13 protein-coding genes are annotated in these 11,766 nt (G+C 56.3%); 6 read left to right on the plus strand and 7 right to left on the minus strand.

Annotated features, from left to right (window positions below):
• Positions 1–530: 530 nt before the first annotated feature.
• The 6 genes from KDN35_RS13920 to KDN35_RS13945 all read left to right on the plus strand — a co-directional run bounded on the left by KDN35_RS13920 (position 531) and on the right by KDN35_RS13945 (position 7,418).
• Positions 531–1,226, plus strand: coding sequence for a response regulator transcription factor (locus KDN35_RS13920; protein WP_212133014.1), 696 nt, complete (start codon positions 531–533; stop codon positions 1,224–1,226).
• A complete protein-coding gene (locus KDN35_RS13925) occupies positions 1,226–2,677 on the plus strand; it encodes a sensor histidine kinase (RefSeq protein ID WP_212133015.1) in 1,452 nt (483 codons plus the stop codon). Before KDN35_RS13920 ends, KDN35_RS13925 begins: the two co-directional genes overlap by 1 nt.
• 155 nt (positions 2,678–2,832) lie before the next feature.
• Positions 2,833–3,153 (plus strand): hypothetical protein, encoded by a 321-nt coding sequence (locus tag KDN35_RS13930; protein WP_171566055.1) that lies wholly within the window; start codon positions 2,833–2,835, stop codon positions 3,151–3,153.
• Between the two features lie 263 nt (positions 3,154–3,416).
• Positions 3,417–4,889 (plus strand): alanine/glycine:cation symporter family protein, encoded by a 1,473-nt coding sequence (locus tag KDN35_RS13935; RefSeq protein WP_212133016.1) that lies wholly within the window; start codon positions 3,417–3,419, stop codon positions 4,887–4,889.
• 176 nt (positions 4,890–5,065) lie between these two features.
• Positions 5,066–5,737 (plus strand): LytR/AlgR family response regulator transcription factor, encoded by a 672-nt coding sequence (locus KDN35_RS13940; RefSeq protein ID WP_212133017.1) that lies wholly within the window; start codon positions 5,066–5,068, stop codon positions 5,735–5,737.
• Between the two features lie 163 nt (positions 5,738–5,900).
• Positions 5,901–7,418: an acetyl-CoA hydrolase/transferase family protein gene (locus tag KDN35_RS13945; RefSeq protein WP_212133049.1), complete on the plus strand. Its 1,518-nt coding sequence runs from the start codon at positions 5,901–5,903 to the stop codon at positions 7,416–7,418.
• 56 nt (positions 7,419–7,474) lie between these two features.
• Here KDN35_RS13945 and KDN35_RS20210 read toward each other — a convergent pair whose 3' ends face one another.
• The 7 genes from KDN35_RS20210 to KDN35_RS13980 form a co-directional block, all read right to left on the minus strand.
• Positions 7,475–7,933 carry a serine hydrolase family protein gene (locus tag KDN35_RS20210; RefSeq protein WP_212133018.1) on the minus strand — a complete coding sequence of 153 codons (459 nt, stop codon included), beginning with the start codon at positions 7,931–7,933 and terminating at the stop codon, positions 7,475–7,477.
• Positions 7,934–7,969: 36 nt separating this feature from the next.
• On the minus strand, positions 7,970–8,512 hold the full coding sequence (locus KDN35_RS20215) for a serine hydrolase domain-containing protein (protein ID WP_212133019.1): 543 nt from the start codon (positions 8,510–8,512) through the stop codon (positions 7,970–7,972).
• A gap of 275 nt (positions 8,513–8,787) precedes the next feature.
• On the minus strand, positions 8,788–9,570 hold the full coding sequence (locus KDN35_RS13960; protein WP_171566061.1) for a pirin family protein: 783 nt from the start codon (positions 9,568–9,570) through the stop codon (positions 8,788–8,790).
• 62 nt (positions 9,571–9,632) lie between these two features.
• Positions 9,633–10,019 carry a DoxX family protein gene (locus KDN35_RS13965; RefSeq protein WP_171566062.1) on the minus strand — a complete coding sequence of 129 codons (387 nt, stop codon included), beginning with the start codon at positions 10,017–10,019 and terminating at the stop codon, positions 9,633–9,635.
• Positions 10,020–10,097: 78 nt separating this feature from the next.
• Positions 10,098–10,724 carry an FMN-dependent NADH-azoreductase gene (locus KDN35_RS13970; protein ID WP_171566064.1) on the minus strand — a complete coding sequence of 209 codons (627 nt, stop codon included), beginning with the start codon at positions 10,722–10,724 and terminating at the stop codon, positions 10,098–10,100.
• A gap of 119 nt (positions 10,725–10,843) precedes the next feature.
• Positions 10,844–11,290 (minus strand): MarR family winged helix-turn-helix transcriptional regulator, encoded by a 447-nt coding sequence (locus tag KDN35_RS13975; RefSeq protein ID WP_171566065.1) that lies wholly within the window; start codon positions 11,288–11,290, stop codon positions 10,844–10,846.
• A gap of 171 nt (positions 11,291–11,461) precedes the next feature.
• On the minus strand, positions 11,462–11,617 hold the full coding sequence (locus tag KDN35_RS13980; protein WP_171566066.1) for a hypothetical protein: 156 nt from the start codon (positions 11,615–11,617) through the stop codon (positions 11,462–11,464).
• Positions 11,618–11,766 lie beyond the last annotated feature (149 nt).

Raw genomic sequence — 11,766 nt, forward strand, 5'->3', positions numbered from 1 at the left:
TAACGCGTGGAGCTGACGAATACTAATCGGTCGAGGACTTATCCACTCCATGATCCTTTGCCGCCATGCATATCCAGTTTTCAGGGAATGAACGTAAACGAAAACCTCGTCTCTTTTTCGCAACGGGAAAGAGGCGGGGTTTTTTGTGTTGAGCGTAATACCATGATCTGGTTTCAACCGGTATGGCTAATCACCGCATCCAGATGCATCTCAATCGTCAGATTCCAGACTTCGTGCTGGAGGATGAGGTGAAGGAGCCTGTCTTTGTCTCTCTCTATCAGCAGCCCCATAAATGACAATGATTCCCCCGCCTTTACAGGTCCACATTCATCCCCATCTGTGTTACCATAAGGAAAGCCTTTACGAAAAGCTTTTGCTGCATGGCTTCTCGAAGAAGCAGGTTCTTCTCAGCGGAAGCTTGTCTTGTTGTTTCCGAATGAAGATCAACACAGGGTACTGTTCCTACAACACATGTGACAAATAGGGCTGCCTCCAAAAAAGTACCGATGGGAGAAGGGGGGTTGTTGGCTATGAGCCGTACAAAGGTGTTGGTAGCCGATGACGATCCAAACGTATGCGAAATCATTCGCCTGTACTTTGCGAAGCAGCAGATTGACCTGGTAGTGGCCAGCGACGGCAGACAAGCGCTGGAGCTGGTGGAAAAAGAATCGCCGGACATGATTATTCTCGACGTCATGATGCCGCAGATGGACGGCTTTGAGGCGTGCCGCGAAATCCGCAAAAGATGGGACACGCCGATCATCATGCTTACGGCAAAGGACGAAGAATTTGACCGTGTGCTCGGCTTGGAGCTTGGGGCAGACGATTATGTAACGAAACCATTCAGTCCGCGTGAACTGGTGGCCAGGATTCGGGCCATCCTCAGAAGAATGCAGCCGAGGGAAAAGGTGGAGGAAGACGCGGCGCGCCTGCTCACATTCGATCAGTTGTCCATTGATTTGGACAAGCGGGAAGTGATCGCAGCCGGTGAAAAAATCAGCTTTCGCCCAAAGGAGTTTGACCTGCTGGTCCATCTGGCAAAATCGCCGGGCAGCGTCTTTTCGCGTGAGCAATTGCTGGAACAAATCTGGGGTTTTGACTATTTTGGCGACATCCGCACGATTGACGTGCACATCAAAAAGATCAGGCAGCGGCTGAGCAAGCTTCCCTACGAATGCATCCACACGGTGTGGGGAATCGGCTACAAATTCGAGGTGGACAAGTAATGCTGGGGATGTCGAAAAGCATCTTTCGCCGCCTGTTGTTCAGCTATCTTGCCACCGTGCTGATCGGATTGGGCATCTCCGGTCTGTTGATCTCCTTTTTCGCCAAGGAATACTTTTACAATGCCAAGCAACAGGAACTGCTGCGCCAGGCGAAAAAAGTGAACGTACAGATAAATGACAGCCGTCGGGTTAATGCACGTCTGCTGGAACAACTGCGCAATCTGGACGAAACGTACGATGTGCGCATCTGGCTGTTTGACGCTGATGGGAAAATTGTCGCCACCTCGATGAAAGACGAAGTGTTTACGGGAAAATCGGTCGCGATGTCGATCGCCAACAAGGTGCTGAACGGGGAAAACGCGGTAACGGAACTGAAGATCGATGGCTTGGCGGACCCGATGCTCTCCGTCGCCATTCCCTGGGGAGAAGGAGAGGAGATCTACGGGGGGATCATTCTGCACGCCCCGATCGAAGGCATCGAGCGCACCTTTGCCCAAATGCGGGAAACCATCCTCTGGGCCACCCTGTTCGGCGTCCTGCTGTCCACGGCAATGGTCTCCTATCTCTCATGGTCGATCTCCCGGCCGCTGAAAAAAATCGAGCGCACGGCCACGGAAATTGGACGAGGCAACTACGCCGAGCGGGTCAAGATAGACACGGCGGACGAGATCAGCGACCTTGCGCAGACGATCAATACGTTGGCGGAAAAGCTGGAACGGGTGGAGCAGGAACGGCACCACCTGGAGCGGGTGCGCAACGATTTTCTCGCCAACGTGTCGCATGAGCTGCGGACGCCGCTGACGGCGATCCAAGGCTTTTTGGAGGCGCTGCAGGACGGCCTGGTGGAAGAGGAGGAAGCGCGGCAAAAGTATTACGCCGTGATGTACTCGGAAACGATGCAAATCAACCGTCTGGTAGACGACCTGATGGATTTGATGAAATTGGAGAACAACGAGGTGACGCTGGCCAGATTCCCGGTCGATGTGGCCGAGGTGATCAACAAGACGGCGTTTGCCTTTCGCCCTGAAGCGGCGGAGAAAGGGCTGGAGATCGAGGTGGCACTGGCGGGCAACCTGCCGAAGATCTACGCCGATAAGGACCGTGTCGCCCAAATTGTGAAAAACCTGGTCAAAAATGCAGTGAAATTTACCGACGAAGGGACGATCCGCATCACCGCAGAACCGGATGGCGAGTGGGTGAGGATGTCTGTCGCCGACAGCGGCATTGGCATCGCTGCAGACGACCTCCCGCGCATTTGGGAACGGTTTTTCAAGGTAGATCGCGGACGTTCCAAGAAAAACAAGGGCACGGGGTTGGGGCTGGCGATCGTCAAAGAGCTGGTCGAACTGCACGACGGAACCATCACGGTGGAAAGCGAGCCGGGCTTGGGAACCACGTTTACGGTCTGGCTGCCGACCGTGGAAAAGTACCGTCAGGCGCAAGCGCAGTAATACGGCGTCGAAGCGGTTCGGGACGGTCATGATTTTTTCATAGTTTGTTCATGGTTTTTTCCCACTTCGCTCACGGAATGGCTATCTTTTCCCGTTACGCTATGAATGTGACGGCGAGGTCGTCATGAACCTTGAAACGAAAGGGGAGAATGAACATGAAAAAAACATGGGTATCCCTGGCCGCTGTGGCTGTACTGCTGTCCGGTAGCCTGGTGGCATGCTCCAATGGAACGGACACGCCGGAACCGGCAACACAGCAGGACGGCGGAAGTGCCACGACTCCGGAGACGTCTACTCAAACGGAAAACCAATCGACCGACAGCTCGGTTTCTCAAGAACAATCGAACGCGAATGCTGGTGTAGCTGACTCGAATGCCGGCACGTCCGACGCCTCGACGGGGGCTTCTGACACCACCGGCTCCACTGATTCGGGTTCGACAGGTTCCGAATCTACTACCGATTCCGCCCAGAACTAACGGCGAGACATTCGGTCATAGGCGAGCAACACCACTCTTTCCCCGCATCCCTCCATGTATCCATATATGTCAGGACGGTTTTTACCGTCCTTTTTTGTTTTGGCGGCCATACGTTTTCTCGCAAGACAGTGGGTATTCAATATGACGGTGATTCATTGGCTGGTCTGGTTTCGGACGGTGTCGAAATTATTTCCAGTTGTATGAACAAACGAAATATTTTATAATTGCACAATATCGAAAGATTTTGAAAGGGGGCAATTTATTTGGAAGCAATCATTACGTGGATCAACGACCTTATTTGGAGTCCTGCAATGATTTATCTCTGTTTGGGGACAGGCTTGTTTTACTCGTTGGCGACCCGGTTTCTGCAGCTGAGACACTTTAAAGCCATGATCAAGCACATGTTTGAAGGAAAGAGCTCCGAGGCAGGGGTATCGTCTTTCCAAGCCTTGTCGATGGCGCTGTCCGGCCGTGTCGGGACGGGCAACATCGCCGGCGTGGCGACCGCGATCGCTGCAGGGGGACCGGGTGCGGTCTTCTGGATGTGGATGATGGCCTTTTTGGGGGCAGGTTCGGCGTTCGTCGAAGCCGCCTTGGGTCAGGTGTACAAAACCAAACAAGATGGCCAGTTTCGCGGCGGCCCTGCCTATTACATTGAAAAAGGGCTGAAGCTGAAATGGTACGCTGTCTTGTTTGCAGTGGTGACCGTCATTGCAACGGGCGTGCTGCTGCCGGGTGTGCAGGCAAACAGCATCGCGGCGGGGATCGAAAACGCCTTTAATATCCACCCTGCCATTACGGGTATTTTCCTGGTCGTGTTGTTGGCTGCGATCATCTTCGGCGGCGTCAAGCGGATTGCCAATGTAGCACAGGTAGTCGTGCCGTTTATGGCGCTGGGTTATATTTTGGTGGCCTTGATTATTGTCATTATGAACATTAACCAATTGCCTGGCGTGTTGAAGCTGATCTTCCAAAGTGCGTTTGGTGTGGACGCTGCCTTCGGCGGCATTCTCGGCGCCGCCATCTCCTGGGGTGTGAAGCGGGGGATCTATTCCAACGAAGCGGGGCAGGGGACCGCGCCGCATGCAGCCGCCGCAGCAGAAGTGTCCCATCCTGCCAAGCAGGGGCTGGTTCAGGCGTTCTCCGTCTACGTGGATACGTGGTTTGTCTGTTCTGCAACCGCTTTCATGATTTTGATTACCGGCATGTACAACGTAACGCCTGAAGGAGCGGCGCCCATCGTGAACAACCTGGGTAACGTCGAGCCGGGTCCGATTTATACCCAGCAGGCTATCGAGTCGGTGTTTCCCGGCTTCGGCGCACCGTTTGTCGCGATTGCGCTCCTGTTCTTTGCCTTTACCACGATCATGGCCTACTACTACATGGCGGAGACCAACCTGGCCTATCTCAACCGCTACGTGAAGCGGCCCTGGACGGAGTACGCCTTGAAGATCGTCATCCTGGGGGTCACCTTCTACGGAAGCGTGAAGACGGCAAGTCTGGCCTGGACCTTGGGGGACATTGGCGTCGGCAGCATGGCGTGGCTGAACATCATCGCCATTCTGCTGCTCACCAAGCCGGCGCTGGCCGTGTTGAAGGACTATGAACGCCAGATGAAAGAAGGGAAAGACCCGGTATTCGATCCGGTCAAGGTGGGCATTGCCGACGCGGATTTCTGGGAGAAAGAATACAAGTACCAGGGCGAGTCGGATATGTCCAGAAGGAAAACGTCGTAATGTCGTAATGGTGAAAAGACCTCGGACTGCACATGCAGCGCCGGGGTCTTTTTCCGTTGCCGTTCAAATTGCGAAATCGGCGCCGCCGGTGGAAAAGAGAGGAGAGTTCGTCCGGAGCAGGCGCAATTGTGTTTTAATAAAAGTACACATCCATTTTCATGGCAGAGGGATGAAGCATGGAGAAAACACTGGTTCCCGAAGTATTGCAGATGATCGGTGAAGTGATCCCGGAGGGCGTGTCGATCGCCGTCTCGGACGATTCCCGCTACATTTACTATCAGCCCAGCGCCAGCATCGACCTGAAAATCAAACCGGGCGACGCAGTGCGGGAAGGCTCGGCGACGCACAAAGCGCTTACTGCTCGCCGGAAAGTGGCGCAATACGTGGAAAGCCGGGTGTTTGGCGTTCCCTATTACGGTGTCTCGCTGCCGCTTGTGCGCGGCGCACGGCTCGAGGGCTGCGTCACTGCGATATACCCCCGGGTGTTGATGCCGCATATGGCGCCGCTGCCGGCGCTGACCGTGCTGACCGGCAAGACGGACAACGGCTGGCTGCCTGTCCACGTGTCGGACATCATGTTTATCCGTTCACACGAGGGCAAAACGCTGCTGCACACGGCAAACGGCTCGTACGTCAACCGCTACAGCCTGACCGAACTGGAACGAATGCTGCCGCCCGAACAGTTCGTGCGCTGCCATCGGAGCTATCTGGTCAATATCGAAGCGGTTGGCTTTATCCATCCGCATTTTCATTCTACATTCATGCTGGAGATGAAAGACAAGCAGCGGACCCGCGTGCCGGTCAGCCAGTCCTACGCCAGCCATTTCCGGCAAAGGCTCGGGTTTTAAGGGACGTTAAGCCCTGGGCCTGTCGTTGGGCGCCGTTGATGTTCAGGGGTGTTTTTTCTGGCCTGCCGCCGCATTTTCTGGCTTGCGGGAAATCGAGTGCTCGTTCAGTTTGGATGTGCTACTGTGGTAGCAAACAGACGAACGAAATGGGCAGGTGGCTAACATGGTATGGGAGCGCTTACGCGATCAACGCCTGCGAGACAAAATCGTCCAGGCAGAGGAAGCGGCAAGCTGGATTGAGGATGGCATGACCCTCGGGCTGAGCGGGTTTACGCGGGCCGGTGACGCCAAGGTCGTGCCGGTCGCCCTGGCAGAACAGGCAAAACAGGGGAGACGGCCGCTTACCGTCAACGTATACACGGGGGCGTCCCTGGGCTCCGGCGTGGACACGGTGTTGGCGGAAGCGGGAATAGTCGGCAAGCGGCTGCCGTTTCAGGTGGATTCGGTGATGCGGCAAAAGATCAACGAGGGAGAACTGCTGTTTGTCGATCAGCATTTGTCCCATACGGCCGAGCTGATCCGCGCGGGAGTGATGGACCCGATTGATTATGCAATCGTGGAAGCGGTTGCAGTAACGGAAGACGGGATGATCATTCCGTCGACCTCTGTGGGCAATTCCAACGTCTTCGTGGAACATGCCAAGCACGTCATCATCGAGCTGAACGTGGCACAGCCGCTCGCGCTGGAAGGCATCCACGACATCTACACGCCAGGCCGGCAGGGGGAACGTGCGCCGATCCCGCTGACCTCGGCCGAACAGCGGATCGGGCAAAAGGGCATTCCGGTCGACCCGGAGAAAGTGAAGGGCATCGTCATCACTGAGCAGTGGGACTCTCCGTCCACGATCGTCGAGCCGGATGAGGAAACGGCGGTGATGGCCGGCCATTTGATCGAGTTTTTGCGTCATGAAGTGAAAAAAGGGCGGCTGCCGCGAAACCTGATGCCGTTGCAGTCCGGTATCGGTTCAGTCGCCAATGCGGTGTTCAACGGATTTTTGGAGTCGGAGTTTTCCGGTTTGACGGTGTATTCCGAGGTGCTGCAGGACGCTGTGTTTGAGCTGATTGACGCAGGCAAGGTGACATTTGCGTCCGGTTGTTCGATCACGCTGACGGCGGAGAAAATGAAGCAGGTGGCAGCCAACTTCCACGCGTACCGCGACAAGCTGGTGCTGCGGCCGCAGGAGATCAGCAACCATCCCGAGATAATCCGCCGTCTGGGGCTCATCTCCATCAACACTGCCCTGGAGTTTGACATCTACGGCAACGTCAATTCGACCAACGTCCTGGGGACGCGTATGATGAACGGCATCGGCGGGTCCGGCGACTTTGCCCGCAATGCCCGCCTGGGGATATTTGTCACCAAGTCGGTGGCCAAGGGCGGCAGGATCTCCAGCATCGTTCCGTTTGTCTCCCACGTGGACCACACGGAGCACGACGTCGATATCGTCGTCACGGAGCAGGGATTGGCCGACCTGCGCGGTCTGGCGCCGCGCGAACGGGCCCGGCTGATCATCGAGAACTGCGCCCACCCGCTCTATCGTGATCAACTGCGCGACTACTTCCGGGAAGCGCTGGCGCGCGGCGGCCATACGCCGCATGTGTTGGAAAAAGCGTTCTCCTGGCACACGCGGTTCGCCAGGGAAGGCACGATGCTCGATATGACAACGGTCTCCTCCCGCTGACGGGGGAGACCGTTTGTTCGTTTCGAGTTTGGCCATCAGCAGGGCCCAGGCGGTGGTTACGCCCGTTTGGCCGCTGCCACGGCGCGGTCGCTGAACGCTTTCAGGTAATCGAGATAGGTGCCCTGCTCATCCTCGTAGTTGCCGTTTTTGTTGGCCATACGGACCAACACCAGGTCCAGTTCCGGAACGACGAGCAGGAGCGGTCCGGAATGGCCGACGATCTTGTATGAGCCCCGGGGAACGCTGTCCCCGATGATGTACTGCGGCGACGGCCCCGAATTGACGAACCAGAGACAGCCGTTTTGAGGCAGGCCGGGGGGCAGCGACGAGGGCGACTGGCAGGACACGGACAGGCGAAATACCGCTTCCGGAGCGATTTGCTTGCCGTTGAGCTGACCGGCTTTCAGGTGGAGATACCCCCACCAGGCAAGCTCCCGCGCGGAAACGTGCAGATTGGGTTCCGCACCGGACGGGTCCGGGTGAACCAGCAGCTTGGCGGTATCCTTCTGATCCATGATGACCGGCACCAGCGTTTCCGCCGGAGCGGTACGCTAGCCGGTCTCCCGCCAGCCGAGCGGGGCAAAAATCTTCTCCTCCAGCAATTCGGCGACGGTCAGTCCGGTCACCCGGGGAACCAGCTCGGTGAGCAGTTGGATGCCCGTGTTGTTGTAAGCCCAGTCGGTGCCCGGTGCGAAGCGGCTGACCAGCCGGCCATCGCCATCGCGATCCAGTCCGTGCGTGTGGGTCAACAAATGGCGGACGGCGACTCCGTCCAGCAGGCGGCGGCTGTCCTCATCCGTAGAGAGGTAGCGGGAGACCGGTTCGTCCAGCGAGGCGATGCCGCCGGAGTGCACAGCCCAGGCGACCGCAAAGCCGATGTAGCTTTTGCGGACGGAAGCGACGTGAAACTGCGAATCGGCAGCCGCCGGACGGGCATCGGCTGCGTGGGAGTGGCGGCCGCTGTAGTGCTCCGCGACGATGCGGCCGCGCTGGATGACGTAGATGGCGCAGGCGGTACCGCCGTTCAGCCGGTTGATCCGCTCGGCGTATTCGAACAAGGAATCAAAGGCGGCAGTCGGTTTACAGGGCAGCATGTGACTCTCCTCCGAATCGATGGAAATGAAAGAGCGAACGTATGTACGTTCTTTTTTCGCGGGAAAACGGGGAAATTCCTGCCGGAAAAAACGGATGAATGAAGGGGAAATCGTGAATGGGAGGAGGAAATGCGGCACTTTTCCTTTCAAACAAAAGTTTAACAAGGGGCTGGCCAGACTTAGAAAACGGCCGGCCGATCAGCTAGCGGAGGAGGCGCGAACATAATAAAAAGGCCGTCACTTTCTACGTGACGGCCTCGCTTTTGCCGCTGCGATTATTTGCGATACAGCGGGTACTCCACCTCGGCGGGAACGCGGATGGCGACGAGGCGCAGCGATTCACCCGGATCGGCTTGGAAAACGACCGATTCCGTCCCGTTGGTTGTGACGACGGTGAAGTCGCCTGTTTCCAGGGGAGCGTTGTCCGCAGCGCCCCCGTCCGCCTGCCGCTGCGGCCAGGCAGTGCCGCGGCCGCTCACCACCACGGCCGCCAGAGCGTATCCGTCCGGAAGAGAATAGGTCCAGGATTGTCCTGCCGCGATCTCAATATCGGCCATCTCCGCGTCGGTCACGAGCCGGATGGGCGCCTGTGGGCCGATCACATGTTTGATCCGGACGCCGTCCGCTTCCTCCACGGGAAACTGTTCATGGTCGTATTGATGGTACGTGGGCGCTTCCTTGACGGCGCGGGCCAGATGCGGTTCAAACCAGATCTGAAACATTTCCGTTCCCGCCGGCAGTTCTTCCGCGTGATAGACGCCTGAGCCGGTCTGCATGACCTGTGCGCCACCGGTCGAGACCTGCTGCAGGTTGCCAAGCGTATCGCGATGCCCCACCGTGCCTGTCAAGACGTACGAAATGATTTCAAAACCGGAGTGGGGATGCAGGGGAATCTCAAACGTGGCCAGCGATTTGGCCCAGGCCCAGTAAAACAGCGGGCCGACGCGCTTGACAGCCGAGTGTTCGTGCGGAAAACCGATCGGTTTGTTCTCCACGATCTCGCCGCTGCCGAAATGACCTTTGCCTTGTTCGTTTGGCGAATAAACAGCGATGTGCATGTGCAGTTCCTCCTTCAACACAGGGATGCGGTCTCCGAAAGCTACCATTTATCGTGCGATGATCAGAACAGGACGTAAGCGCCGGGGCCGATCAGGGCTACTCCGATTGCCACCGCAATCAGCACCAGGTTGTATTCGTATCCGTTTTGCGTCACCCAGTAGCCGTTGGCGCCGTGAACTTTGACGATTGCCACCAGCATGGTCAGGGCGATCAACAGCGCACCGACCCACGTGCCGACACCGGCGGCAAACAGCAGGCCGCCCACCAGCTCACCCAGTCCGGCCAACAGCGCCATGGTAACGCCCGGCTTCAATCCGATGGACTCCATCCATCCGCCGGTTCCTTTCAATCCGTGGCCCCCGAACCAGCCAAACAGTTTTTGGGCGCCGTGCCCCGCAAACGTCAATCCCACGACCAGACGAATGATCAACAAACCAAGATCCATCATGATGTTCATCTCTCCTTCATATATTTTAATTTTAAATATCTCAAAATCAAGATGTTTGTCCGAAAAGGCCGGCGGGCCTTAGAAGGTCTCCGCCAGTTTTGCTGCCTTTTCCAAGCCTTCCTGCACGATCGCTTCGGCTTTGTCCGGGAATTGGTTGTGCCCCTCCACGATCACGGTGGAGATGTCTTTCACTCCGAGGAAGCCGAGGACGTTTTGTACAAAGTTTACAGCCATTTCCGCCGCCGCAGCCGGACCTTCGGAGTAGATGCCGCCGCGCGCGTTCAGCAGGGCCACTTTTTTGTTGTTCAGCAGGCCAACCGGACCTTCCGGGGTGTATTTAAACGTTTTGCCGGCCTGGCACAGGTAATCAATGTAGGTATGCAGCACGGCAGGCACGGTGAAGTTCCACAGCGGGAAAGCGAACACCACCTTGTCTGCCTCCAGGAACTGATTCAGATACTTGTTCACCAGATCGGCTGCCTTCTGTTCTTCTGCGGTCAGTTCCATGCCTTGGCCGGATTTGTACATGGCGTTGATTTTCGTCACGTCGTAGTAAGGCAGGTTTTCCGCAAACAGGTCCAGTTCCACTACCTCGTCGTTCGGATGGGATTCTTTGTAGCTATCCAGAAACGCGTGGTACAGCTTCACGCTGACGGATTGTTCAATGGGACGGTTGTTGGCTTTCACAAACAGAACTTTGCTCATGCGGTTTCTCCTTTCATTTTGTAAGTCAATAACCTTTGTTTTGTAAATCTTGATTTCAAGATTATTATCTCTCCGCTGTTTTGTCAAGGTCTTTATTGGCTGCGGGCAGCAGGCATTTTCTAAAATCGTTCCTGCGCGGCCCTCCCCAGCTTTTTCAGCAGCGCGATCGCCTGCTGTTTTTCCTCGGCGGTAAGGCCGCTCACAGCCTTTTCGATCGCTTCCTTGTGGGACGGAAAAATATCAGCCAAAAACTGTTTGCCCTGGTCGGTCAGCTCCGCGTAAATGACGCGCCGATCCTCTGCACAGGGCTTGCGTACCAGCAGCTTCTTTTTTTCTAGTTTATCCACAACGTAGGTAATGTTTCCGCTGGAGATCAGGATTTTTTCGCCGATTTGCTGCAACGGTTGGGGGCCTTTATGAAACAGGACTTCCAGGACGCCAAATTCTGTCGGGTTCAATCCATGGCGGCGGATGTCGCGGTTGACATGGGCCGTGACCCAGTTGTAGGAACGGGACAGCGCAATCAGGAGCTCAAGTGACTCGTTTCGCTGCTGCGTATCTGTCATAAAGGATGGCCCTCCTTTTTGTTTTGATGTTTAATATCTCTAATTTGAGATAATGGTACACGAGAGGGGATTGTCTTGTCAATTAGCCGAGCTGACAGGTGATAGCGGCATGAAAGGCGACACCCCCTGGTGCTTGCGATGCGAGCGGGCAGAGGGTGCCGGCAGTACGGCCTAGTATTCCACTTTGGTGACTTCCTCCAGCGGGCCCAGCGGATTTTCCTTTGCTTCCCGCAGTTCTTTATCCAGCAGTTTTTCGTGGCTTTCGTCGGACAGGTCAAAGAAAAAATACTCGTCTTCGCGGTTTTGCTTTTCTCGTTGATCAGCCAATTGAGATCCCACCTGTTTTTCGCTTAGTGTGCGCGAAACAGGGCGGCTCATGCAGCTTGTCTCGGTATGCCTGTCCCATGCCGGGAGCAATCCCGATGCGCGCCGAAGATTGGTTGCGGGGCGGCAGGCGCGTTTCTTGTCTGGGGAAA

Origin of the sequence: Brevibacillus sp. NL20B1 (genome assembly GCF_018195675.1) — a bacterium.
GTDB classification, from domain to species: domain Bacteria; phylum Bacillota; class Bacilli; order Brevibacillales; family Brevibacillaceae; genus Brevibacillus; species Brevibacillus aydinogluensis.